This is a genomic window from Stenotrophomonas sp. a6 (assembly GCF_030913325.1).
GTDB lineage: Bacteria > Pseudomonadota > Gammaproteobacteria > Xanthomonadales > Xanthomonadaceae > Stenotrophomonas > Stenotrophomonas maltophilia.
Genome location: NZ_CP133161.1, coordinates 700,450 through 724,036, shown reverse-complemented (window position 1 = coordinate 724,036; position 23,587 = coordinate 700,450). Strand labels below are relative to the sequence as shown.

General features: G+C 65.3%; 19 protein-coding genes and 1 pseudogene. 1 reads left to right on the top strand and 19 read right to left on the bottom strand.

Going from position 1 to position 23,587, the window contains the following annotated elements; all coding sequences use genetic code 11:
- Positions 1-40: 40 nt before the first annotated feature.
- From Q9Q79_RS03265 to Q9Q79_RS03245, 5 genes are all read right to left on the bottom strand, one after another.
- Complete coding sequence (locus Q9Q79_RS03265; protein WP_146256381.1) at positions 41-865, bottom strand: hypothetical protein; 825 nt, start codon at positions 863-865, stop codon at positions 41-43.
- Positions 862-1,644: a HEAT repeat domain-containing protein gene (locus Q9Q79_RS03260; RefSeq protein ID WP_146256380.1), complete on the bottom strand. Its 783-nt coding sequence runs from the start codon at positions 1,642-1,644 to the stop codon at positions 862-864. Before Q9Q79_RS03260 ends, Q9Q79_RS03265 begins: the two co-directional genes overlap by 4 nt.
- Before the next feature lie 92 nt (positions 1,645-1,736).
- Positions 1,737-1,862 carry a hypothetical protein gene (locus tag Q9Q79_RS03255; protein WP_258390945.1) on the bottom strand — a complete coding sequence of 42 codons (126 nt, stop codon included), beginning with the start codon at positions 1,860-1,862 and terminating at the stop codon, positions 1,737-1,739.
- A 633-nt stretch (positions 1,863-2,495) separates the two neighbouring features.
- Positions 2,496-5,228, bottom strand: a complete 2,733-nt coding sequence (gene secA / locus Q9Q79_RS03250; RefSeq protein ID WP_111196750.1) for a preprotein translocase subunit SecA — start codon at positions 5,226-5,228, stop codon at positions 2,496-2,498.
- A 278-nt stretch (positions 5,229-5,506) separates the two neighbouring features.
- Entirely contained in the window at positions 5,507-6,463 is a 957-nt protein-coding gene (locus tag Q9Q79_RS03245; RefSeq protein ID WP_005408087.1) for a M23 family metallopeptidase, read from the bottom strand.
- 12 nt (positions 6,464-6,475) lie between these two features.
- Here Q9Q79_RS03245 and Q9Q79_RS03240 point away from each other — a divergent pair, with 12 nt between their 5' ends.
- On the top strand, positions 6,476-6,925 hold the full coding sequence (locus Q9Q79_RS03240; protein ID WP_005408086.1) for a DUF721 domain-containing protein: 450 nt from the start codon (positions 6,476-6,478) through the stop codon (positions 6,923-6,925).
- Positions 6,926-7,207: 282 nt separating this feature from the next.
- Here Q9Q79_RS03240 and lpxC read toward each other — a convergent pair whose 3' ends face one another.
- The 14 genes and pseudogenes from lpxC to rsmH form a co-directional block, all read right to left on the bottom strand.
- The gene (gene lpxC, locus Q9Q79_RS03235) at positions 7,208-8,119 is read right to left on the bottom strand and encodes a UDP-3-O-acyl-N-acetylglucosamine deacetylase (protein WP_005408085.1); all 912 of its coding nucleotides are present in this window, start codon (positions 8,117-8,119) and stop codon (positions 7,208-7,210) included.
- A gap of 192 nt (positions 8,120-8,311) precedes the next feature.
- Entirely contained in the window at positions 8,312-9,547 is a 1,236-nt protein-coding gene (ftsZ, locus tag Q9Q79_RS03230) for a cell division protein FtsZ (RefSeq protein ID WP_154329238.1), read from the bottom strand.
- Between the two features lie 170 nt (positions 9,548-9,717).
- Complete coding sequence (ftsA, locus tag Q9Q79_RS03225; protein ID WP_005408083.1) at positions 9,718-10,953, bottom strand: cell division protein FtsA; 1,236 nt, start codon at positions 10,951-10,953, stop codon at positions 9,718-9,720.
- Between the two features lie 68 nt (positions 10,954-11,021).
- Positions 11,022-11,699 (bottom strand): annotated as a pseudogene (locus Q9Q79_RS03220) (cell division protein FtsQ/DivIB); the annotation flags it as partial.
- Positions 11,696-12,658, bottom strand: a complete 963-nt coding sequence (locus Q9Q79_RS03215; RefSeq protein WP_111196748.1) for a D-alanine--D-alanine ligase — start codon at positions 12,656-12,658, stop codon at positions 11,696-11,698. The pseudogene Q9Q79_RS03220 and the gene Q9Q79_RS03215, both read right to left, overlap by 4 nt.
- Positions 12,655-14,091, bottom strand: coding sequence for a UDP-N-acetylmuramate--L-alanine ligase (gene murC / locus Q9Q79_RS03210; protein WP_005408080.1), 1,437 nt, complete (start codon positions 14,089-14,091; stop codon positions 12,655-12,657). Before murC ends, Q9Q79_RS03215 begins: the two co-directional genes overlap by 4 nt.
- A 40-nt stretch (positions 14,092-14,131) precedes the next feature.
- Positions 14,132-15,220, bottom strand: a complete 1,089-nt coding sequence (gene murG, locus Q9Q79_RS03205; protein ID WP_005412247.1) for an undecaprenyldiphospho-muramoylpentapeptide beta-N-acetylglucosaminyltransferase — start codon at positions 15,218-15,220, stop codon at positions 14,132-14,134.
- A complete protein-coding gene (gene ftsW, locus Q9Q79_RS03200) occupies positions 15,217-16,536 on the bottom strand; it encodes a putative lipid II flippase FtsW (protein WP_005408078.1) in 1,320 nt (439 codons plus the stop codon). Before ftsW ends, murG begins: the two co-directional genes overlap by 4 nt.
- Position 16,537: 1 nt before the next feature.
- A complete protein-coding gene (gene mraY, locus Q9Q79_RS03195) occupies positions 16,538-17,623 on the bottom strand; it encodes a phospho-N-acetylmuramoyl-pentapeptide-transferase (RefSeq protein WP_004154219.1) in 1,086 nt (361 codons plus the stop codon).
- Positions 17,613-19,007, bottom strand: coding sequence for a UDP-N-acetylmuramoyl-tripeptide--D-alanyl-D-alanine ligase (gene murF / locus Q9Q79_RS03190; protein ID WP_005408077.1), 1,395 nt, complete (start codon positions 19,005-19,007; stop codon positions 17,613-17,615). The genes mraY and murF overlap by 11 nt, the downstream gene beginning before the upstream one ends.
- Positions 19,004-20,512 (bottom strand): UDP-N-acetylmuramoyl-L-alanyl-D-glutamate--2,6-diaminopimelate ligase, encoded by a 1,509-nt coding sequence (locus Q9Q79_RS03185; protein WP_111150662.1) that lies wholly within the window; start codon positions 20,510-20,512, stop codon positions 19,004-19,006. Before Q9Q79_RS03185 ends, murF begins: the two co-directional genes overlap by 4 nt.
- Positions 20,509-22,353, bottom strand: a complete 1,845-nt coding sequence (locus tag Q9Q79_RS03180; RefSeq protein ID WP_005412243.1) for a penicillin-binding transpeptidase domain-containing protein — start codon at positions 22,351-22,353, stop codon at positions 20,509-20,511. Before Q9Q79_RS03180 ends, Q9Q79_RS03185 begins: the two co-directional genes overlap by 4 nt.
- Positions 22,350-22,613, bottom strand: a complete 264-nt coding sequence (gene ftsL, locus Q9Q79_RS03175) for a cell division protein FtsL (protein WP_005412242.1) — start codon at positions 22,611-22,613, stop codon at positions 22,350-22,352. The genes Q9Q79_RS03180 and ftsL overlap by 4 nt, the downstream gene beginning before the upstream one ends.
- Complete coding sequence (rsmH, locus tag Q9Q79_RS03170) at positions 22,610-23,578, bottom strand: 16S rRNA (cytosine(1402)-N(4))-methyltransferase RsmH (RefSeq protein WP_201863835.1); 969 nt, start codon at positions 23,576-23,578, stop codon at positions 22,610-22,612. Before rsmH ends, ftsL begins: the two co-directional genes overlap by 4 nt.
- Between the last annotated feature and the right edge of the window lie 9 nt (positions 23,579-23,587).

Genomic DNA, 23,587 nt, shown 5'->3' with positions numbered 1-23,587 from the left:
ATGCCTTCCTGATGAATGAGTTTCGCGATCAAATGGACGGTTAAAGGACCATTGCACGAACATAGATGCTCTCATCCTTCAGGGCCGATAGCCGATACCTCGAATCCATCGCGACAAGCGCTTTGAAAGCCACTGCTCGCTCATACTCGCCACCGGTCGAAGCAACCTCCTCGACATACTTCACACCCTCGCCACCCAGCGCGCAGGCAGCGCGTACCAACAACGATACTGGATTCACGTTTATTACCCTTCGAATCTGGGAGAAGTCACTATCAAATTCGTACTGCCTTCTCCTGATTCCAAATGCGTTAATGTCCTGAAGGACATTGAAACTGATGGATAGAGAACTGGGAGGCATTTGACAGTGGATGTCTTTCCCTCCTTCGTAGAAAACAACCCTCTGCTCCTTCAGCAGCCATCGCTCGTTACCATCGGTGCTAACGCCTTCGCCGGGCATTCCAACAACGCTGGAGTGATCGTAGTTTTTCACTACAGTTTCATAACCCGGCCCGTAATAGCCGAGGGTAAAGAAGGAGAAGTCATGGTCATGAGGGAGCTCGTAGAGGAAAATCTCCTCACCCGGCAGACCTTGAGGCGCCTCCCAGAGAACCACCCTGAGCGTGAAGTACTTTGAGCGATGCATGACAAATACTTGCGACGAGTAGTCATTCCCCTCGGGATTACAAATCAACACCTTCTGAAGAAAACTGCTAATGAAATCACGATCATCGAAGAGCCCCCGAAGAACTTCGGCGGTAGAATCCAGATCTTCATGAAAAAGTCTGTCACCCATACTTTCCAGGTATCTGATAGCATCGCTAAATCTTACTAAACCAGCCCTCTCGATATCCCAAATCAATGTCATTGATTCGCCTCACATAGCTTTAGGTTTTGAAGGCAAGCATTTTGGACATGCCTGTGCGGGTCACACTGAGAGCGCTCCCGGAGCAGCTCAAGCATGTTCCTGTATCCCATGCCAAACAAAGACCTAATAGCCTCCATTCGAACAAAGTGGAACTCATGCTCCCGGGCGATCTGGCAGAGCACTTCAATAGAGCCGTCTTGACAGAGCGCTCCCAACGCTCGACAAGCCAGCTGATCACGTGTAGCGGCGACAGACGCTGATGAAACTGCACAAGCCCGTCGCGTTTCAAGATCAAATGTCCAGATAAGCCGCTGTGATTGGCGCATCGAAACCTGCAGGACGTAGGTTCCCTCAGCAGGAGCATCGATCAACAAACATTCAGTGTCCGGCACGATTCTTAATGTACACCCCAGATCACAAGTACTAGCGCCCAGCGAGTGAATCATCGCATCCTTCGTAAACAAATCCATATTGCTCACGCCGCTCAATGAGAATCTCGTATACGTGATCGCACCTCCTGCAAATGGCAGCAAAACAGATGAAACTGGTGAAGTGGCTACTTTTGAAATCTTTGATTGACCATTTTTTCCGGGACACAGCCAGCGCAGATGAATGACAACAAACTCATCTTCAAAAACGACAACCACATGCTCATCTCCCGCTCCGCCTCGTACCGGGAGACCATCTCCGCGAGTGAAGTTCCGCAACCAGAGTGCCAACGATGCAGCCAGTCCTCCTGACTTGTAGAAATTCCTCAACCAATCATCGTACGCATCCAACCTTGTGCTTCTTATCTTTCCAACATTATCCAAAACCACCCCCGCCTGCTTAAGAGAGGGAGGGACGGCTGTCCCTCCCCTTTTGCTAAATGTCAGGAAGCCGCATAGACCCAGATCGCCGCAAGTAGCACTACTGCAGGGAGCCCTGCCTGCATATCAATACTCTGCGTGTAGCCAACTTCCTGCTCCATGCCAACAAATTCATGCTTGATGTTCATTCATTAATTACCGTATTAGCCATCGAGTCATGGCTTAACCAAACTATTCAGACCACAGCATCCAATCCGTGACATAAATCTCACATCAAAAGAAGCGACGCCAACCTGCACATATTTCAGAATATTCTTAGGTTTTACTGGGCTTTTGCCTTCATCCCCATAAACATCCATGCACATTTCGCAAGCACGAATTCAAAACTCCTCACCAGAACTGGGCAATTCCGACAATTAAGGCTGGAGTGGTAGAGGAGTCATACGGCCAACCCGATCCGGCCTTGATCTCCAATTTCAGAGAAATCAATTTTCTTCCTGCGTCCGCCAAGCACATAGCTCCGTCGCTTAAGCCGTCAGGACAGATGTTTGCGATCACCTCAAGGCTCTGCAGTCCGGCGCAGTCCACTTTGCGATGGTGGACACAAGTAACTGTCCGCACTGGGCTCCCGATCAAACGCCGAACTCAATGGATGGCGTCACTACGACTGCCCAGAGCGACCGCCCTGCATAGGCACTCGCCAGCATTTGCCCTGGATAGCTTTGATCCAGGCAACATGAGCCTCTTTCCTAAGATTAGAGAAGAGCAAAAAAATGCCCCGCATTGAGCGGGGCATTGTCAGGACTACAGCTCGCGACTTTTCAGCTCAGCTGGCCGTGGCAGTGCTTGTACTTCTTGCCACTGCCGCACGGGCACGGATCATTGCGGCCGATCTTCGGCTCGTCGCGCTGCATCTGGCCCCCCCCCTGCTGGGCAGCCTGCACCTGCGCGGCTTCCTCGTCGGCACTGTAGCCGCCCGCATCCTGGTGCTGGAACTGCGACTGGTTCAGGCGAGCCTGCGCCTGCTGGCGCTCGGCGGCCTCCAGCGCCTGCACTTCCTCGTCGCTGCGGATACGCACGCGCGACAGCAGGGTCACCACTTCGCGCTTGACGTTCTCCAGCATGTCCGAGAACAGTTCGAAGGCTTCCTTCTTGTACTCCTGCTTCGGCTGCTTCTGCGCGTAACCACGCAGGTAGATGCCCTGGCGCAGGTAATCCATGCGGGCCAGGTGCTCCTTCCAGCTCTGGTCCAGCACGGTCAGCATCACGTGTTTCTCCAGCGCGCGCATGGTCTCTTCGCCCACGCCGGCTTCCTTCTCGGCGAAGTGCTGGTTGACGCGTTCCTGCACCTTGGCAGCGATGGCTTCGGCGTCCAGCTCTTCGTGCGACTTGACCAGGTCGGTCAGCGACATCTGCAGGCCGAAGTCCGACTCCAGGGTCGCTTCCAGGCCACGCAGGTCCCACTGCTCGTCGATCGAGTTCGGCGGCACGAAGCGGGCCACCACGTCGAAGATCACGTCGTCGCGGATGCCGTCGACGTTGTCCTTCACCGACTCGGCGTCCAGCAGCTCGTCGCGCTGGGCGTAGATCACCTTGCGCTGGTCGTTGTTGACGTCGTCAAAGTCCAGCAGGTTCTTGCGGATGTCGAAGTTGTGGGCCTCGACCTTGCGCTGCGACTTCTCGATCATTCGAGTGACCAATCGATCCTCAATGACGTCCTCTTCCTTCATGCCCATCATGCGCATCATCTTCTGCACACGCTCCCCCCCGAACACCCGGAGAAGATTGTCTTCCAATGCGAGGTAGAAGCGGGACGAACCCGGGTCACCCTGGCGGCCCGAACGGCCACGCAACTGGTTGTCGATACGGCGCGACTCATGGCGCTCGGTGCCGACGATGTGCAGGCCGCCCGCCGCCTTCACTGCCTCGTGGCGCTTCTGCCAGTCGGCCTTGACCGCGGCCTTCTGCTCGTCGGTCGCGTCCTCGCCCAGCGCGTGGAGCTCTGCTTCCAACGAACCGCCCAGCACGATGTCGGTACCACGGCCGGCCATGTTGGTGGCGATGGTCACCGCGCCCGGACGGCCGGCGTTGGCGACGATGGTCGCTTCGCGGTCGTGCTGCTTGGCATTGAGCACTTCGTGCTTCACACCGGCCTTGCTCAGGTGCTCGGACAGCATTTCCGAAGTTTCAATCGAGGTGGTACCGACCAACACCGGCTGGCCGCGCTTGGCGCACTCTTCGATGTCGGCCAGCACCGCATTGAACTTGCCCTTGCGGTTGAGGAACACCTGGTCCGGGCTGTCCTTGCGGATGGTCGGGCGGTTGGTCGGGATCACCACCACTTCCAGGCCGTAGATGCTCTGGAACTCGAAGGCTTCGGTATCGGCCGTGCCGGTCATGCCGGACAGCTTCTTGTACATGCGGAACAGGTTCTGGAAGGTGATGCTCGCCAGCGTCTGGTTCTCGCGCTGGACCGGCACGCCTTCCTTCGCTTCCACCGCCTGGTGCAGGCCATCGGACCAGCGGCGGCCGGCCAGGGTACGGCCGGTGAACTCGTCGACGATGACCACTTCGCCGTCGCGCACGATGTAGTCAACGTCACGCTGGTAGATCGCGTGCGCGCGCAGGGCGGCGTTGAGATGGTGGACCACGGTCAGGTTCTGCGCCGCGTACAGGCCTTCGGTTTCGCCGTTGAGGATGCCGGCTTCCACCAGCAGCTGCTCGGCGTGCTCCATGCCCGCTTCGGACAGGTGCACCTGCTTGCCCTTCTCGTCGACCCAGAAGTCGCCCTCGCCGTCTTCCGCTTCCTGCTTGACCAGGTGCGGCACGACGCGGTTGACACGGATGTACAGCTCCGGGGAATCGTCGGCCGGGCCGGAGATGATCAACGGGGTACGCGCTTCGTCGATCAGGATGGAGTCGACTTCGTCGACGATGGCGTAGTGCAGGCCGCGCTGGTAGCGGTCGGCCTTGGACAGCGCCATGTTGTCGCGCAGGTAGTCGAAACCGAATTCGTTGTTGGTGCCGTAGGTGATGTCGGCGGCGTAGGCTTCGCGCTTGTCGCTGTGCGGCATGCCCGGGTAGACCACGCCCACGCTCAGGCCCAGCCAGTTGTACAGCTTGCCCATCTGCGCGGCGTCGCGGCGGGCCAGGTAGTCGTTCACGGTGACCACGTGCACGCCCTTGCCTTCCAGCGCGTTGAGGTACACCGGCAGGGTCGCCACCAGGGTCTTGCCTTCACCGGTGCGCATTTCTGCGATCTTGCCCAGGTGAAGCACCATGCCGCCGATCAGCTGCACGTCGTAGTGGCGCATGCCCAGCACGCGGCGGCCGGCTTCACGGCAGACCGCGAAGGCTTCCGGCAGCACCTTGTCCAGGGCTTCACCATCGGCGATGCGCTGCTTGAACTCCGGCGTCTTGGCCTGAAGCTGCTCGTCGGAAAGCTTCTCGATCTCCGGCTCCAGCGCATTGATCTTGGCGACGATGCGGTTGAGCTGGCGCAGCTGTCGTTCGTTACGACTGCCAAATACGCGGGTAAGCAGGCTGTTGATCATTGAAGGAACCGGGTTGGATGGACACGACGCCCGGCCTCCCCCTTGGGATCCGTCCGCCGCAAACGAAACAGGGCGCCTGGCGCCCTGTCGATGGCAACACCCATTGTAGCTTGGGACGGGCGGCTGAGGTTTCAACCCCGAGAGGTAGTGCCGGCCGCTGGCCGGTGATCCGCGATGCTGCCGAAGATCATGAGGTTGCCGGCCAGCGGCCGGCACTACCAGATCAACCGCATCGGGTCAGAGCCCTACCGCGGCGCGGAAGGGATCCGACCCGGGCATCAGCCGCGGCTGATGCGGCCGACCGGCGTGTTGCCGCCGTCGCCGAGGAACTTGCGCGGGTTGACCACGTTGCCGTTCTCCCACACCTCGAAGTGCACGTGGGCGCCGGTCGAACGTCCGGTGGAACCGGCCTTGGCCACTTCCTGCCCGGCACGGACCAGGTCACCGGCCTTCACCACCAGGCGCGAATTGTGCGCGTAGCGGGTGACGTAGCCATTACCGTGGTCGACATCGACCACGTTGCCGTAGCCGCCCTTCACGCCGGCGAAGCTGACCACGCCTTCGGCCACGGCCATCACCGGGTCACCGACCTTGGCGTGGAAGTCCATGCCCTTGTGGGTCGCGGCACCGCGGCCGAACGGGTCGGCACGGGTGCCGAAGCCGGAGGTCACGTAGCTGTTGCGGATCGGCATGCGCGACGGCACGGCGTTCTGCTGCAGCTGGTGGTCGAACATCAGCGATTCCATCACCGACAACTGGCGGCCTGAAGCAGCGAAACGCTGCTCCAGCACCTGTAAGTCGGCGTTGACGTCCTTGACCGGGATGTCGCTGGTCGGGCCGCCGGCATCGCCGTCACCGAGGCCAGGGGTCTCGTTGAAGTCGAACTCGCCGTCTTCCAGCTTGCCCATCTGGGTCAGCCGTTCGCCAAGGGCGTTCAGGCGGGTAGCCTGCGCCTGCAGCTCGCCGAGGCGTGCCGCCAGCGCGTTGACCTGGGTCTGCGCATCGCGCTTGACCTTGGCCAGTTCCGCATCCTGGCGCTCGACCTTGGCCTGCAGCCGGGAATCATTCAGCGCGCTGGCGCCAATGCCGCCAGCAAGGCCGATAATGCAGCCTACCCCGAGCACGCTGCCCAGCAGGGCGCGGGGGCGGTCCTCGAAATAGAACCGCAAACGCGCGATCGGCGACGACTTGGCCTGTCCTTCACGCGTTTTGATTACGATCTTTTTGAATGCCATCAGTGAGTTTTCATGTCTGAGCCGAAATCCAGCGTTCGCCCCGCGTCAGTGCCGAAGCCGGCGCTGGATGCGGTGATGGCGGACAAAAGCGGGAACCCGCTGCGGCGTGCCTTGTGGCTCGACGCGCTGGACCGTCAGTTGCGCCCCCAGTTGCCGCCACCTCTGCGCAGCCGTTGCCGGCTGGCCAATGTGGACGGGGAACACCTCGTTTTTCTCGTCGAGTCCCCGGTCTGGCATGCCAAGTTGCGGCTTGCCGAAGCCCAGTTGCTCGACGCGGCCCGTTCCATCGGGCTGAAGGCCACCAGGGTGACCATCAAGACTGCGTCTCCCACTCCCACGCGCTCCCCAGCGCTCGACAACCGGAATGGACCCCACGCAGTTTCAGCCGCCACGCACAAAGGGCTACGCGACGCCTTGGCTTGCCTGCAGGACGTTCCTTCGAAGCCGAAGAAGCGGTCCTGACGACAACGGAGCATCCGGCTCCGCTCCCCGTCGCGCGTGTCACCACGGCGTGAAACATTTCGGGGGCCGGGTCGCATCCTAGCTGCCATCCGGGGGCCTGTCGTTAGATTGTTGTTAAAACTGCGTTAAATTCAGGCTTCCGATCCAACAGGTTCACAAAACCGTGACCTCGAACCGGCCTTGACGCGTGTCAAGCATGCTGAATGCGCCGAACACGCCTGAAACGACAACGCCGCCTTGGAAGGCGGCGTTTTTGTCTTTTAATTCAACAACCTACAGAAATCAGGCGTAGGCCGGAGTGGCATATTCGACCGGATCCGGCGTTGCCGGCGAGTCGAAACTGACCCATTCCCAGGCAGTGGCGTCGGCCATCAGCGCCCGCACCAGCTTGTTGTTGAGGGCGTGACCGGACTTGAAGCCTTCGTAGGCACCCAGCACCTGGCCACCGGCCAGATAGAGGTCGCCGATCGCATCGAGGATCTTGTGGCGCACGAATTCGTCGGCATAGCGCAGGCCGTCTTCGTTGAGCACGCGGAACTCGTCCAGCACGATGGCGTTGTCCATCGAACCGCCCAGGCCCAGGTTGCGCTCGCGCATGTATTCCAGGTCGCGCATGAAGCCGAAGGTGCGCGCGCGGGAGATTTCCTTGGTGTAGGCCAGCGTCGAGAACTCGATTTCCTGACGCGACTGCTTGGCCGGAATCATCGGGTGGTCGAACTGGATGGTGAAGCCCAGCTTGTAGCCCTCGTACGGGCTGAAGCGGGCCACCTTGTCGCCCTCGGTCACTTCCACGGTCTTCAGCACGCGGATGAAGCGCTTGGGCGCATCCTGTTCCACGATGCCCGCCGACTGCAGCAGGAACACGAACGGGCCGGCCGAACCGTCCATGATCGGCAGCTCGGCCGAGGACAGTTCGACAATGATGTTGTCCACGCCCAGGCCGGCCAGCGCCGACATCAGGTGTTCGACGGTCTGGATCTTGGCGTCGTTGCAGGTCAGGCCGGTGCACAACGTCACTTCGGTGACCAGCTCGGCCTTGGCCGGCACTTCCACCACCGGGTCCAGGTCCACGCGGCGGAACACGATGCCATGGTTGACCGGTGCCGGGCGCAGGGTCATGTAGACCTTGTCGCCGCTGTGCAGGCCAACGCCGGTGGCGCGGATCGTGTTCTTGAGGGTGCGTTGCTGGATCATGGGGGATGGACCGGAAGTGACACATTAGATTAACACGCACGGTCCCCTACCCCGGCTGAAAGGCAGGCAGGACACACCGGCGCGCCAATGGGACGCACATGAAGCAGGGCGGCCGGGCCCATCCTGGCCCGGCGCCCGCGTTTTCAGGACATGGTGGCGCCACCCGGGGAGGACAACCCCGGGCCGGCCCGCTCAGTCCGCCTGGCGGCGCAGGAACGCCGGGATGTCCAGGTAATCGTTCGGCAGTTCTGCCGCGGCCGGGGCCGAAGAGGACGGCGCCGACGGGGCCGAAGCCGCCGCGGTATCGCTGCTGGCGCGACGCAGGCCCAGGCCCATGCCGCCGACGGCCTTGGACACGGCGTCGCCGCCGTTGTCGAAGTCGCCGAACTCCGGCTGGCCGGTGGTGGCGTTGCGGACCAGCTTGATCGGCGCGCGCTCGCCCGGACGCTGGGCCTTGCTGGTCGACACGCGGTTCAGGCCGGTGGCAACCACGGTCACGCGCACTTCGTCCTGCATGTCCGGGTCGAGCACGGTGCCGACCACCACGGTGGCGTCTTCCGAAGCGAAGCCGTCGATGGTGCGGCCGATCTCGTCGAACTCGGCCATGGTGAAGTCAGCACCGGCGGTGATGTTGACCAGGATGCCGTTGGCACCGGCCAGGTTCACGTCGTCCAGCAGCGGGTTCTGGATGGCCGATTCGGCAGCGGCCTGGGCGCGGTCATCGCCACGGGCAGTGCCGGTACCCATCATCGCCAGGCCCATTTCGGACATGACGGTGCGCACGTCGGCGAAGTCGACGTTGATCAGGCCCGGACGCACGATCAGGTCGGCGATGCCCTGCACGGCGCCCTGCAGCACGTCGTTGGCGGCGCGGAATGCCTGGATCATGGTCGCATTGCGGCCCAGCACGGTGATCAGCTTCTCGTTCGGGATGGTGATCAGCGAGTCGCAGTGCTGGCTCAGTTCCTCGATGCCCTTCAGCGCCACCTGCATGCGGCGACGGCCTTCGAACGGGAACGGCTTGGTGACCACGGCCACGGTCAGGATGCCCATCTCCTTGGCCAGCTGCGCCACCACCGGTGCAGCGCCGGTGCCGGTGCCGCCGCCCATGCCGGCGGTGATGAACACCATGTCCGCGCCCTGCAGGGCGTCCATGATGCGCTCACGGTCTTCCAGCGCGGCCTGGCGGCCGACTTCCGGGTTCGCGCCTGCGCCCAGGCCCTTGGTCACGTTGGTACCCAGCTGCAGCTGCAGCTTGGCACCGCAATTCTTGATGGCCTGCGAGTCGGTGTTGGCGGTGATGAACTCCACGCCGTCCACCGCCGAGTTGACCATGTGCGCCACGGCATTGCCGCCGCCGCCGCCCACGCCAACCACCTTGATCACCGCATTGGGTGCCATCTTTTCGATCAGTTCAAAATGCGCCATGTCCGTGTCCTCGTTGTATCCGCTTGTCGGTGGCATGGACGGTCGGGCCTCCTGCCTTCGCGTGTCATGTTGCCGTTGCGGCTGTGTGGGTTGTGTATTGCGTTGCTGCGTTGTGATGCGGGTACTGCAGGTGCTGCGCCGGGGTGACCCCCGGTGTTACGGGTTCCGCGTCAGAACTCGCCGCGGAACCAGGTCTTGAGTTTCTTGAACATGCTTCCGGCGCGCCCGGTCGGCAGCGACGGCCGCCGCGGGTGCTCGATCTGGCTGCCCATCAGCAGCAGGCCCACGCCGGTGGCATGCACCGGGTTGCCCACCACTTCGCCCAGGCCGGTGACGTGCTGCGGGATGCCCACGCGCACCGGCATCTGCAGCATTTCCTCGGCCAGCTCGACCACGCCTTCCATCTTCGAGGCACCACCGGTCAGCACCATGCCGGCGCGCACCAGTTCCTCGAAGCCGGAGCGGCGCAGTTCGGCCTGCACCATCTCGAAGATTTCCTCGTAACGGCCCTGCACCGCCTGCGCCAGCGAATGGCGCGGCATGCGGCGCGGCGGGCGGTCGCCCACCGACGGCACCTGGATGCTTTCCTCGGCAGTGGCCAGCTGGGCCAGGGCGCAGGCGTAGCGCACCTTGATCTGCTCGGCTTCGGGGGTGGGCGTGCGCAGCATGTGCGCGATGTCATTGGTGACGTGGTCGCCGGCGATCGGCAGCGAAGCCGTGTGGCAGATCGCGCCCTGCACGAACACCGCGATGTCGGTGGTGCCGGCGCCCATGTCGACCAGCACCACGCCCAGCTCGCGTTCGTCGGCGGTCAGCACCGCAACGCTGGAGGCCAGCGAGGACAGCACCAGGTCATCCACCTGCAGGCCGCAGCGCTGCACGCACTTGCTGATGTTGGCCGCGGCCGACTGTGCGCACACCACCAGGTGCGCATGCACCTCCAGGCGCACGCCGGTCATGCCGACCGGGTTGCGGATGCCTTCCTGCGAATCGTCCAGCACGTACTCGCGCGGGATCGCGTGCAGGATCTTCTGGTCGGCCGGAATCGCCACCGCCTTGGCCGCATCGAGTACGCGATCCAGGTCGCCCCAGGTCACTTCCCCGTCGCGGATCGGCACGATGCCCGGCGAGTTCTTGCACTGCACGTGATTGCCGGAGATCGAGGCGTACACCGAGCGGATCTCGCAGCCGGCCATCAGCTCGGCTTCTTCCACCGCGCGCTGGATCGACTGCACGGTCGATTCGATGTCCACCACCACGCCGCGCTTCAAACCGCGCGACTCGTGCGAGCCGATGCCGATCACTTCGATCGGGTTGCCCGGCGAATACTCGCCCACCAGCGCCACCACCTTGGAGGTGCCGATGTCCAGGCCAACGATCAGCGATTTGTCACCCTTGCGATTCATGTCCTTTCCTGCGTGCTTCTGGCCGGGGTCGCCGGCGCTTTCGCCGGCGTGGCCGGGGTACCCCAGCTCAGCGTGAAACCATTGGTGTAGCGGAGGTCGGCGCGCTCGATCGGCGCGTCCTGACGGTTGAGCTGCGGCAGTACCTTGACGAAGCGCTGCATGCGCGAGCGCGCGTCGTCGCGGCCGACCACCACTTCGGTGCCGTTGCTCAGCACCAGCGACCAGCTGCCGCGTGCATCCATCGTCACCCGGCGCACATCGACGCCGGCCGGTGCGAACAATGCACGCGAGTCGCTGTACAGCTTCATCACTTCTTCGGTCTGGCTGTCCGGGCCATCCAGTTCGGGCAGCGCAAGGTCGGCCAGCTTCTTCGGCGTGGGGAACAGCTTGCCCTGCTCGGAAACCAGGCGGTCGTTGCCCCAGCGCGCGAACGGCTTGTGCTCGACCAGGGTTACTTCCAGCACATCCGGCCACTGCTTGCGTACCCGTGCGCTTTCCACCCACGGCAGCTTTTCCAGTGCGTCCTGGGCATCCTGCAGCTTGACCGCGAAGAACCCGGCGCGCGCATACGGCAGCAGCACCTGCTGCAGCTGTTCGGCCGGTACCCGCTTGAACTCGCCATGCACGCGCAGCTTCGCCAGCGGCCAGCGCTCGGCGCCGACCCAGCCATTGACCACGGCCACCACCGGCAGTGCAACCACCGACAGCGCCAACAGCCAGACGAAGATGCGCAGCACCGCGTTCATGCGTGCGAGGCCTCCAGGGTCTGTTCCAGCACGCGCCACACCAGCTCATCGAAGCTGATGCCGGCCTGGCCTGCGGCCTTGGGCACCAGCGAATGGCTGGTCATGCCCGGCGCGGTATTCACTTCCAGCAGGAAGAAGCGGCCGCTGCTGCGGTCGCGCATCACGTCCACGCGGCCCCAACCACGGCAGCCAGCAGCGCGGAACGCGGCCAGCGCGATGCGGCGGATTTCCTCTTCGTCGCCACCGTCCAGGCCCGGGCACAGGTACTGGGTGTCCTCGGCGATGTACTTGGCGTTGTAGTCGTACCACTGGCCCTTGGGCACGATGCGGATCGACGGCAGCGCGACGTCGCCGAGAATGGCCACGGTCAGTTCGTCGCCGACCACCATCTGCTCCATCAGCAGCTGGCCGTCGTAGCGCGCAGCCAGGGCCACGGCCTCATCCAGGCCGGCGTCGTCGGTGACCCGGCTGATGCCCACGCTGGAGCCTTCGTTGGCCGGCTTCACCACCACCGGCAGGCCCAGCTCGGCCGCCAGCGCATGCACGTTCGATGCGTCGACCTTGCGGTATTGCGGGGTCGGCAGGCCCAGCGACAACCACACCTGCTTGGTACGGATCTTGTCCATGCTCAGCGCAGAGCCCAGCACGTTCGAGCCGGTGTACGGCACGCCGAAGGCGTCCATCAGGCCTTGCACGATGCCGTCCTCACCACCACCGTTGTGGCCGTGCAGGATGTTGAACACACGGTCGATGCCGCCGGCAGCCAGCGCCTTGGCCAGCGCCGGAATGCCGTCCACGGTGAACGCATCGACACCGCGCGACTGCAGTGCTTCCAGTACGTTGCGGCCGGAATCCAGCGACACCTCGCGTTCGCTGGAAGTGCCACCGAGCAGCACGGCGACGCGGCCGAATACAGCCGGGTCGGTCACGCGCAGCGGCGGGAAGGTCAGCGCGCTCACGCCTCGCCCTCCCCCTTGAAGCCTTCCACCGCGATGTGGGTAGCCACGGCGCCGATGTCGCCCGCCCCCATCATCAGCAGCAGGTCACCGTCCTGCAGCACGTCCGGCAGCACGCTGGCCAGCTCGGCGGCCTTGCCAACCACCACCGGTTCGCTGCGGCCGCGCGCGCGGATGGCGCGGGCCAGCGCATGCGAGTCGGCACCGGCAATCGGTTCCTCGCCAGCCGGGTAGACCTCGCTCAGCACCAGCGCATCGACGCTGGACAGCACTGCGGCGAACTTGTCGAACTGGTCGCGGGTTCGGCTGTAGCGGTGCGGCTGGAAGGCCACCACCAGGCGCTTGTCGGCCCAGCCACCACGGGCGGCGGCGAACACGGCTTCCAGCTCGCTCGGGTGATGACCGTAGTCATCGATGATGCGCACCTTGGCGCCACTGGCGGTGGTCACTTCGCCCAGATCGTTGAAGCGACGGCCGACACCGGCGAAGCCTTCCAGTGCACGCGCGATGGCGTCCGGGGCCACGCCCAGCTGCCAGCCCACTGCGGCGGCGGCCAGTGCGTTGAGTACGTTGTGCCTGCCCGGCAGTGCCAGTACCACTTCCTGGCTGGTGCCCTGCGGCAGGCGCAGGGTGAAGCGCATGCGCGACCCTTCCTGCACCACGTTCTCGGCGCGCACGTCGGCCTGCGGGCTCATGCCGTAGCTCATCACGTGGCGCGGGGTCCTGGCGGCCAGCGCAGCCACTTCCGGGTCGTCGATGCACAGCACCGCCAGGCCATAGAACGGCAGGCGCTGCAGGAACTCGGCGAACGCTGCCTGCACGCGGGCAAAGTCGTTGCCGTAGTTCTCCAGATGATCGGCATCGATGTTGGTGATGATCGACATCAGCGGGTTCAGGCGCAGGAAGCTGCCATCGCTTTCGTCGGCCTCGGCCACCAGCCACTGGCCACCACCCAGCTTGGCGTTGGCGCCGGCGGCCAGCAGCTGGCCACCAATCACGAACGTCGGGTCCAGGCCACCTTCGCTCAGCACCGCAGCGGTGAGGCTGGTGGTGGTGGTCTTGCCATGCGTACCGGCCACGGCGATGCCGCGACGGAAGCGCATCAGCTCGGCCAGCATGGCCGCACGCGGCATGATCGGAATGCGCTGGCTGCGCGCTTCCATCAGTTCCGGGTTGTCTTCGCGGATGGCGCTGGAGACCACCACGCAGTCGGTGCCCAGCACGTTGGCCGCCGAGTGGCCGCGCATGATGCGCGCACCCAGGCTGGCCAGGCGGCGGGTCGCCACGTTGTCGGCGTTGTCCGAGCCGGACACTTCATAGCCCAGCGTCAGCATCACTTCGGCGATACCGCTCATGCCGGTGCCGCCGATGCCGACGAAATGCACGCGCGGGAACGCGCGCACCAGGTCGTTGGTGTCGTGCAGGCGGCGGATCATGCGCGGCCTCGCGCAGGGCAGGCGCGGTGGCATGCCTTCTTCATACAGCTTCCTCGAGAATGATATCGGCGATGCGCTCGGCGGCATCGACCTTGGCCAGGGCACGCGCGGCTTGCGCCATCTGCATGCGGCGGGCGGGATTTTCGGACAGATCGCGCAGCAGTGCGGCAATGCCGTCGGCCAGCGTTCCGTCCTGCTTCAGCAAAACCGCCGCGCCGCGCTCGACCAGGTACTCCGCATTGCGGGTCTGGTGATCGTCGACGGCAGCGGGGAATGGCACCAGCACACTGCCGACACCGACCGCGCACAGCTCGGCCAGCGTGGACGCGCCGGAGCGGCATACGACCAGATCGGCCCAGGCAAACGCCTCGGCCATGTCGGCGATGAACGGGGTGATCTCCGCCTGCACGCCGGCCTTGGCATAGGCCTCGACCGCTTCGGCATGCATCTTCTCGCCGCTCTGGTGGCGCACCTGCACCGGCACTGTAGCGCCCAGCGCAGCGATGGCCTGCGGCACGCCGGTATTGAGCGCGCGTGCCCCCTGGCTGCCGCCCACCACCAGCACGCGCAGCGGACCCTGGCGGTCGGCGAAGCGCTGTTCCGGCGGTGCGATGGCGGCGATCTCCGCACGCACCGGGTTGCCGACAAACTCCTCGCCCTTGGCGAAGGTGCCCGGGAAGCCGGTCAGCAGACGGCGTGCATAGCGCGACAGGATGCGATTGGTCAGGCCCGGTGCGCGGTTCTGCTCATGCACGATCAGCGGCAGGCCATGCAGGCGCGTGGCCATGCCGCCGGGACCGGAGGCGAATCCACCGAAGGCCACCACCGCACGCGGCTGGCGCTTTCGGATGATCATGCCGGCCGCGCGCAACGCGCGCATCAGCCGCCACGGCGCGCCCAGCAGGGCCAGCTTGCCCTTGCCGCGCAGGCCGGTGATGGCCAGCGTGTCGATCGGAATGTCGTGCTGCGGCACCAGACGGGTTTCCATCGCACCGTCGGCGCCCATCCAGGTGACCGGCACGCCGCGCGCGCGCAGCACGCGGGCCACGGCCAGGCCGGGGAAGATGTGACCGCCGGTACCACCGGCCAGGATCATCACCGGGCGCACGTTGTCGGTGGCTGTGCTCATGACAGCCTCCCGAAGGTCGGTTCGATGCGCGACTGCAGGCGGCTGGTGCCACGCGCAGCGTTCGCTGCAGCGGCAGCCACCGGCTCGGCGCTCATCGGTACGCTGGCGGCCACCGGCGCGGCCGGCTCGTCGCTCGGCTCGGCAGCGGCGTCTTCGGTGCCGCCGATGCGCACGGCCTGGCGGCGCTCGGCGCGCTTGAGTTCATAGGACACGCGCAGCAGCAGGCCCATCGCCACGCAGGTCATCAGCACCGACGAGCCGCCGGAAGAGATCAGCGGCAGGGTCAGGCCCTTGGTCGGCAGGATGCCCAGGTTCACGCCGATCGAAACGAAGGTCTGCATGCTGATCCACAGGCCGATGCCGAAGGCGATGTAGCCGGAGAAGTGCCGCTTCATCTCCACGCAGCGCATGCCCAGCCAGAAGGTCCGGCCGACCAGCAGCGCGTACAGGGCCACGATCACGCAGGTGCCCAGGAAGCCGAATTCCTCGGCGGTGACCGAGAAGATGAAGTCGGTATGCGCTTCGGGCAGGTAGTACAGCTTCTGCACCGAGTTGCCCAGGCCGACGCCGGTCCACTCGCCACGGCCCACCGCCATCAGCGCGTTGGACAGCTGGTAGCCGTCGCCCTGCTGGTCGGCCCATGGGTCCAGGAAGGACGTGATGCGGCGCATGCGGTACGGCTCGATGATCGCCAGTGCGCTCATGCCGACCAGGCCGATGATCACCGGCATCGACATGCGCGGCATGTTCACCCCGCCCAGCACCAGCATGCCGGCGGTGATCGCCAGCAGCAGGGTGGACGAGCCGAAGTCCGGCTGCAGCAGCAGCAGCACCACCAGCGCCCCGGCCACGCCCAGCGGCTTGAGCATCGCCGGCCAGGTCGCATTGACCTCGTCGCGGAAACGCACCAGGTAGCTGGACAGCCAGACGATGTAGAGCACTTTCACCGCTTCGACCGTCTGGAACTTGGAGATGCCCAGGTTGATCCAGCGGCGCGCACCGTTGACCGTGCTGCCCAGGCCCGGTGCGAACACCGCCAGCAGCAGCACGAAGCAGCCCAGCAGCAGCATCTGGTTGTACTGCTCGATGGACTTCAGTTCAGTGCGGGCGGCGATGACCGCCAGCACGATACCCACCGCCAGGAAGATCAGGTGGCGGTTGAGGTAGTAGAACGGACTGCTCATCAAGGCGATCGAGCTGGACGCCACCATCACCACGCCCACGCCGGTGAGCGCGATGATCGCGCCCAGCAGCCACTTGTCGTAGCTGCCTTCGATGGCTTCAAGGCGTGTTGCCTGGCGGGACAGGTCGTTCATCTCAGCGCACCTTCAACGTGGCCAGGCCGATCAGCACGAGCACGACGGAGATGATCCAGAAGCGCACGATCACGCGCGGCTCGGGCCAGCCCTTCAGTTCGAAATGGTGGTGGATCGGCGCCATGCGGAACACGCGCTTGCCGGTCAGCTTGAACGAGGCCACCTGGATCATCACCGACAGTGTTTCGATGACGAATACGCCGCCCATGATCACCAGCACCAGTTCCTGGCGGGTGATCACCGCGATCGTGCCCAGCACCGCGCCGAGCGCCAGCGCGCCGATGTCGCCCATGAAGACCATGGCCGGATAGGTGTTGAACCACAGGAAGCCGAGGCCCGCACCGGCGATGGCCGCACAGATGATGACCAGCTCGCCGGCGCCCGGAATCTGCGGAATCTGCAGGTAGTTGGCGAATACCACGTTGCCCGAGGCATACGCGAACACGCCCAGCGCGCAGGCCACCAGCACGGTGGGCATGATGGCCAGGCCGTCCAGGCCGTCGGTCAGGTTCACCGCGTTGGAGAAGCCGACGATCCAGAAGTAGGCGATGGCCACGAAGCCGATGCCGGCCAGCGGCAACGCCACCGATTTGAACATCGGGATGTAGAAGGTCAGCGCCGCCGGCACGTCGGCCGTGTAGAACAGGAACAGGCCAGCAGCCAGGCCGAAGATCGACTGCAGCAGGTATTTCCAGCGCGACTTCAGGCCGTTCGGGTCGCGGCGGACGATCTTGATCCAGTCGTCATACCAGCCGATGGCGCCGAAGCACAGCATCACCGCCAGCACCAGCCACACGTAGCGGTTGCGCAGGTCGGCCCACATCAGCACCGACAGGGTGATGGTGAGCAGGATCAGCGAACCGCCCATGGTCGGCGTGCCGGCCTTGGAGAAATGGGTCTGCGGACCGTCCTTGCGGATCGGCTGGCCGCCCTTGAACTGGGCAAGCTTGCGGATCATCGCCGGGCCAAGCCACAGCGACAGGAACAGGGCCGTCAGCGCGGCAAGGATGGCGCGGAACGTCTGGTAGTTGAACAGCCCGAACAGGCTCTCCAACTGCTGCAACCATCGAGCCAGTTCATACAACATGCGGGGATTCCTCTCCTTGCGCCAGCAGCGCTTTGACGATCAGGTCCATGGCACTGCCACGGGAACCCTTGACCAGGCAGCGCACACCAGCGTGCAACTCGTCCTGCAGCGCCTGTGACAGCGCACCATGGGTATCGAAATGGCGTCCGCCTTCACCGAAGGCGGCCGCAGCGGCGGCACTGAGCGGACCCAGTGCATACAACCGCTTCAGGCCGGCGGCGCGTGCACGGATGCCGGCCTGCGCATGCAGCGCCTCGCCGTCCGGACCCAGCTCGCGCATGTCGCCCAGCACCAGCCAGCCCTCTTCCGGCGCGGCGGCCAGGGCGTCGATGGCCGCAGCCAGCGAACCGGGGTTGGCGTTGTAGCTGTCGTCCACCAGCACCGCGCCATTGCGCAGCTGATGGGCAATCTGGCGGCCCGGCACCGGCTGCGCTTCGGCCAGGCCGGTCGCGATCAGCGCCAGGTCGACACCGGCGGCCAGCGCCAGGCTGGCGGCGGCCAGCGCATTGCTGACGTTGTGGCGACCGGGCAGGCCGAGCACCACGCGGGCTTCGCCGCTCGGTGCGACCAGGGTGAACTGGCTGCCCTGCGCGCCGGCGCGGATGTCGCGCGCGGTCACCTCGGCGGTATGTTCCAGGCCGTAGCGCAGCACGCGGCAACGCGGCGGGGTGCCGACGAAATGCTGTTCGAACCAGCGGCCGTAGGCATCGTCCACATTGATCACCGCCACGCCATCGGCCGGCAGCGCGGCATAGATCGCGCCCTTGGTCACCGCCACGCCGAGCAGGCTGCCCATGCGTTCCAGGTGCGCCGGGGCGATGTTGTTGACCAGCGCATAGCGCGGGCGGGCGATGTCGGTCAGGTAGGCGATGTCGCCCGGCTTGCCGGCGCCCATCTCGTAGACGGCGTAGTCGGCATCTTCCGGTGCATCGATCACTGCCAGCGGCAGGCCGATCTCGTTGTTGCGGTTGCCCGGGTTGGCGTAGACCACCTTGTGCGCGTGCTGGGCCACCTGCTGCAGGATCGACAGCAGCAGGCTCTTCACGCTGGTCTTGCCATTGCTGCCGGTGATCGCGAACACCTCGGTGCCACGGTCACGCTGCATGCCGGTGGCGATCTTCGCCAGTGCCAGTTCGCTGTCGGCCACCAGCACCTGTGGCAGTTCGATCGGCAGCAGGCGCTCGACCAGCAGCGCACTGGCACCGCGCGCCTGCGCGTCGGCGGCAAAGTCATGGCCGTCGAAACGCTCGCCGCGCAGCGCCACATACAGGCTGCCCGGGCCGAGGCTGCGGGTGTCATTGCTGACCGCATCGATGGCCACGTCGTCGCCGTGGATCTCGCCGCCGGCCCAGTGTGCGATCAGCGAAAGCAGGGTGCGCTTCATGCGGTGCCCTCCCCGGCCTGCGCCTCTAGTACACCGGCCTTGGCCGCCAGTGCAGCGGCGGCCACTTCGGTGTCGTCGAAGTCATGGCGCACACCATTCACTTCCTGGTACGGCTCGTGGCCCTTGCCGGCGATCAGGATGATGTCACCGGCACCGGCACGCTTCACCGCCAGGCCGATCGCACGCGCGCGGCTGCGCTGCACGGTCACGGCGGAGGCATCGGTGAAGCCGGCCAGGATGTCGGCCACGATCACGTCGCCATCCTCGCCACGCGGGTTGTCGTCGGTGACGATGACCTGGTTGGCCAGACGCTCGGCAATGGCCGCCATCTGCGGGCGTTTGCCGGTATCACGCTCGCCGCCGCAGCCGAACACGCAGAACAGCGTGCCCTGCAGGTGGCCATGCAGGCTGTCCAGCGCCTGTTCCAGCGCGTCCGGGGTGTGTGCGTAGTCGACCACCACGGTCGGCAGGCCGCCTTCGCCGCCCAGGCGGTTCATGCGGCCACGGATCGGCTGCAGCGCCGACAGTACTTCGGCGATGCGCGGCAGCGGCTGGCCCTGCGCGTGCAGGGTGCCGGCCACCGCCAGCAGGTTGTCCACGTTGAAGCGGCCCAGCAGCGGCGACAGCACCGCCGCGCGCTGACCGTCGATGACCAGTTCGAAGGCAATGCCACGGCCATCCAGCTGCAGCGCCTCGGCGCGCACGCTGGCGTCGGTGGCACCGCGCGAGCTCAGGCCGATCGGCTGTACGCCCGCCGGCAGGCCGGCGAACAGCTGACGGCCGAACGCGTCGTCCAGATTGATCACCGCGGCCTTCAGGCCCGGACGGTGGAACAGCCGCGCCTTGGCCGCGCCGTAGCTGGCCATGTCGCCGTGGTAGTCCAGATGGTCGCGGGTGAGATTGGTGAACACCGCCACGTCGTAGTGCACGGCATCCACGCGCCCCTGGTCCAGCGCATGCGAGCTGACTTCCATCGCCACCGCGCGCGCACCGGCGTCGCGCAGCTGCGCCAGCAGCGCATGCATCTGCAGCACCAGCGGCGTGGTGAAGCCGGTCGGCTCGACCGCACCATAAAGTCCGGCGCCCAGCGTGCCGATACTGCCACTGGGCGTACCGAGCAGGTGCCAGGCCTGGGCCAGCAGCTGCACGGTGGAGGTCTTGCCGTTGGTGCCGGTGACACCGACCATCGCCATCGCCCGCGACGGCGCGCCATGGAACTGGTCGGCCATCGCACCCATGCGTGCGCGCAGGCCCGGCACGGCGATCGCATCGGCCGGTGCCGGCAGTTCGGCGGGCGCCGGCGGTTCAAACAGGATGACGCTGGCACCGGCGGCGCGGGCCTGCTCGACAAAGCCCAGGCCATGCGCGCCGAAACCGGCGATGGCGACGAAGGCATTGCCGGGACGCACGGCGCGGCTGTCCAGCACCAGGCCGGTCAGAACGGGGTCGTGCCCTGCAAGGGCAACGTCCGGAAGCAACTGCGAAAGCAACATCGAAGGACTCATTGCGTGCCTCCCGTAGTGGGCGGCGTCTGGGCGTGCGCGCTCGGCAGCGCAGCATCGAATTCAGCGGCGGCATCCACCGGCAGCGCAGTCTCGGCCGGCGGCGCAGGCAGGATCGAGGCCGAGTGGCCGACCTTGCCGGACTGCTGTGCGGCCAACCACGACTGCAGGTCGTCCAATGGCACGTCCATCAGGCGCAGGGTGCCTTCCATCACGTTGTGATAGACCGGCGCCGACACCAGGCCGCCGTAGAACTTGCCGGCCTGCGGATCGTTGATGACGATGACGGTGGCGAAGCGCGGGTTGGTGGCGGGCACCACGCCGGCGAACAGCGCGTTGTAATGGCCACGCTCGTAACCACCCGGGCCGGCCTTGCGCGCAGTACCGGTCTTGCCGGCCACGCGGTAGCCCAGCACCGCCGCCTGCTTGGCGCCGCCCTGGGTGACCACGGTTTCCATCATCGCCACCACCTGCCTGGCGACGTTTTCGTCGATGATCTGCTGGCCTTCATTGCGCTGGCCCTTGACGAAGGTCGGCGCGATCAGACGACCGCCGTTGGCCAGTGCCGAATAGGCGGTAGCGATCTGCAGCGGCGTCACGTTCAGGCCGTAGCCGTAGGACATCGTGGTCTTGGTGGTACCCGACCAGCGCGCCGGGCGCAGCACCACGCCGCCGGATTCACCGGGGAAACCGCTGTGCGGTACCGAGCCATAGCCGAATCGGCGCACGCCGTCGTAGAACACCTGGTCCGGCATCTTCGCCGCGACCTTGGCCGCACCCACGTTCGAACTGCGGGTGATCACGCCAGTCACGTTCAGCACGCCGTTGTTGCGCGGCACGTCACGGATGGTGAAGCGGCCCAGGGTCATGTAACCCGGATTGGTATCGATGATGGTGTCCTTGGTCACCGCACCGGCCTGCAGCGCGGTAGCGATGGTCAACGGCTTCATCGTCGAACCCGGCTCGACCAGATCGGTCACCGCACGGTTGCGGCGCGCATCGGGCAGCGCGCCGGTCAGCGAATTCGGGTTGTAGGTCGGCAGGTTGACCATGGCCAGGATCTCGCCGGTGGTCACGTCCATGATCACCATCGAACCGCCCGCTGCCTTGTTGGCCACCAGCGCGTTGCGCAGTTCCTTGAACGCCAGGTACTGGATGCGGCGGTCGATGCTGAGGGTCAGGTCCTTGCCCGGCTCAGCGGCGCGCAGCAGATCGCTCTCGACGGTCTCGCCCTTGCGGTTGCGGATCACCCGCTTCGCACCAGCCTTGCCGCGCAACCATTCGTCGAACGCCAGCTCCAGGCCTTCCTGGCCGCGGTCGTCGATGTTGGTGAAGCCCAGCACGTGCGCCATCGCTTCACCCTGCGGGTAGAAGCGGCGGAACTCGCGCTGCGCGGCCACGCCCGGAATCTTCAGCGCGACCACCTTCTCTGCCTCGTCCGGATTGATCCGGCGGCGCAGGTACATGAATTCCTTGTCCGACTTCTGCGACAGGCGGCTGCTCAGCTCATCCACCGACATGCCGACCGCCTGGGCCAGCTCCGGGATGCGCTCGGGCGAACGCAGCAGGTCCTGCGGATTGACCCAGATCGAGGCGACCGGCGTGGATACCGCCAGCGGCTCGCCGTTGCGGTCGGTGATCATGCCGCGCGAGGTCTTGATCGGCAGCTCGCGCAGGTAACGGGCCTCGCCCTGGCGCTGGTAGAAGTCGCTGTTGATGATCTGCACGTAGGCCGCGCGGCCGACCAGCGACACCGAGCACAGGCCGAGCGCGAGCGCGACCCAGCGCAGGCGCTGGCGCAGGTTGAAGGCATTGCGCGGGCGGTTGCGGCCGGCCTTGCTCATGGCCGCACCACCACGATGTCGGCGGCCTCGGGGAACTTCATGCCGAGCTTCTCGCGGGCAATGCGGTCCACGCGGTTGGCCTCGGCCAGGGTCGCCTGCTCCAGCTGCAGGCGGCCGAATTCGAGGTTGATGTCATCGCGCTTGCGTTCGGCGCGCGACAGCTCGATGAACGTCTGCCGGTGACGGTGACGCACGAACACGACGCCGATCGCCGAGGCCACGGTCGAGGCCAACAGGATGATCAGCAGCAGCCGGCTCATGCGTCGGCCTCCCGCTTCTGCGCCACGCGCAGCACGGCGCTGCGCGCACGCGGGTTGGCGGCCAGTTCCTCGTCGGTCGCCTTGATGGCACCGCCGATCAGGTCCAGCGTCGGCACGAACGCCACCGCCTCAGGCAGGCGGCGGTTGGCCGGCGGCGCCTTGGCCAGGCGGTTCATGTACTGCTTGACGATGCGGTCTTCCAGCGAATGGAAGCTGATCACCGCCAGCCGGCCACCGGGCTTGAGCCGCTCCACCGCCGCATCCAGCCCCGCTTCCAGATCGGCCAGCTCGCGGTTGATGTGGATGCGGATGGCCTGGAAGCTGCGCGTGGCCGGGTGGATCTTGTCTTTCCCACGCGGCATCACCGAGGCGATCAGCTCGGCCAGTTCGGCGGTGCGGGAGAAGGGCTGCTTCTCGCGGCGGGCCACGATGGCACGGGCGATGCGGCGGCTCTGGCGTTCTTCGCCATGGGTCCACAGCACGTCGGCAATTTCGCGCTCTTCCACGCGGTTGATCCACTGCGCGGCGCTTTCACCGCTGTCCGGGTCCATGCGCATGTCCAGCGGGCCGTCCTTGCCGAAGCTGAAGCCACGTTCGGCCACGTCCAGCTGCGGCGACGACACGCCCAGGTCGAACAGCACGCCGTCCAGGCCTTCGGCCGTCGCATCCCACTGCAGCAGCTGGGCGAAGCTGCCACGGAAGATGGACACGCGCGGGTCCGGCGCGAAATCGCGCTCGGCAACGGCGATGGCTTCCGGATCCTTGTCCATGACCAGCAGGCGCCCCTCGGGACCGAGCTGGGTGAGCACGCCACGTGCATGACCGCCACGACCGAACGTGCCATCCAGATAACGTCCGTTTTCGATCACCCTCAGGCCTTCAAGGACCTGGGTGTACAGGACCGGCAGGTGCACCGCCGGCGACTGCGACACCGGAAGGTGACCGGTCTGCGCTTCTGGGCGCATCCGGGCACC

What these genes read in the sequence shown, in the direction of transcription:
- Q9Q79_RS03265 (WP_146256381.1), bottom strand. Translation starts at nt 865, where the DNA reads ATGACATTGATTTGGGATATCGAGAGGGCTGGTTTAGTAAGATTTAGC.
- Q9Q79_RS03255 (WP_258390945.1), bottom strand. Translation starts at nt 1,862, where the DNA reads ATGAACATCAAGCATGAATTTGTTGGCATGGAGCAGGAAGTTGGCTAC.
- secA (WP_111196750.1), bottom strand. Translation starts at nt 5,228, where the DNA reads ATGATCAACAGCCTGCTTACCCGCGTATTTGGCAGTCGTAACGAACGA.
- Q9Q79_RS03245 (WP_005408087.1), bottom strand. Translation starts at nt 6,463, where the DNA reads ATGGCATTCAAAAAGATCGTAATCAAAACGCGTGAAGGACAGGCCAAG.
- Q9Q79_RS03240 (WP_005408086.1), top strand. Translation starts at nt 6,476, where the DNA reads ATGTCTGAGCCGAAATCCAGCGTTCGCCCCGCGTCAGTGCCGAAGCCG.
- lpxC (WP_005408085.1), bottom strand. Translation starts at nt 8,119, where the DNA reads ATGATCCAGCAACGCACCCTCAAGAACACGATCCGCGCCACCGGCGTT.
- ftsZ (WP_154329238.1), bottom strand. Translation starts at nt 9,547, where the DNA reads ATGGCGCATTTTGAACTGATCGAAAAGATGGCACCCAATGCGGTGATC.
- ftsA (WP_005408083.1), bottom strand. Translation starts at nt 10,953, where the DNA reads ATGAATCGCAAGGGTGACAAATCGCTGATCGTTGGCCTGGACATCGGC.
- murC (WP_005408080.1), bottom strand. Translation starts at nt 14,091, where the DNA reads ATGATCCGCCGCCTGCACGACACCAACGACCTGGTGCGCGCGTTCCCG.
- murG (WP_005412247.1), bottom strand. Translation starts at nt 15,220, where the DNA reads ATGAGCACAGCCACCGACAACGTGCGCCCGGTGATGATCCTGGCCGGT.
- ftsW (WP_005408078.1), bottom strand. Translation starts at nt 16,536, where the DNA reads ATGAACGACCTGTCCCGCCAGGCAACACGCCTTGAAGCCATCGAAGGC.
- mraY (WP_004154219.1), bottom strand. Translation starts at nt 17,623, where the DNA reads ATGTTGTATGAACTGGCTCGATGGTTGCAGCAGTTGGAGAGCCTGTTC.
- murF (WP_005408077.1), bottom strand. Translation starts at nt 19,007, where the DNA reads ATGAAGCGCACCCTGCTTTCGCTGATCGCACACTGGGCCGGCGGCGAG.
- Q9Q79_RS03185 (WP_111150662.1), bottom strand. Translation starts at nt 20,512, where the DNA reads ATGAGTCCTTCGATGTTGCTTTCGCAGTTGCTTCCGGACGTTGCCCTT.
- Q9Q79_RS03180 (WP_005412243.1), bottom strand. Translation starts at nt 22,353, where the DNA reads ATGAGCAAGGCCGGCCGCAACCGCCCGCGCAATGCCTTCAACCTGCGC.
- ftsL (WP_005412242.1), bottom strand. Translation starts at nt 22,613, where the DNA reads ATGAGCCGGCTGCTGCTGATCATCCTGTTGGCCTCGACCGTGGCCTCG.
- rsmH (WP_201863835.1), bottom strand. Translation starts at nt 23,578, where the DNA reads ATGCGCCCAGAAGCGCAGACCGGTCACCTTCCGGTGTCGCAGTCGCCG.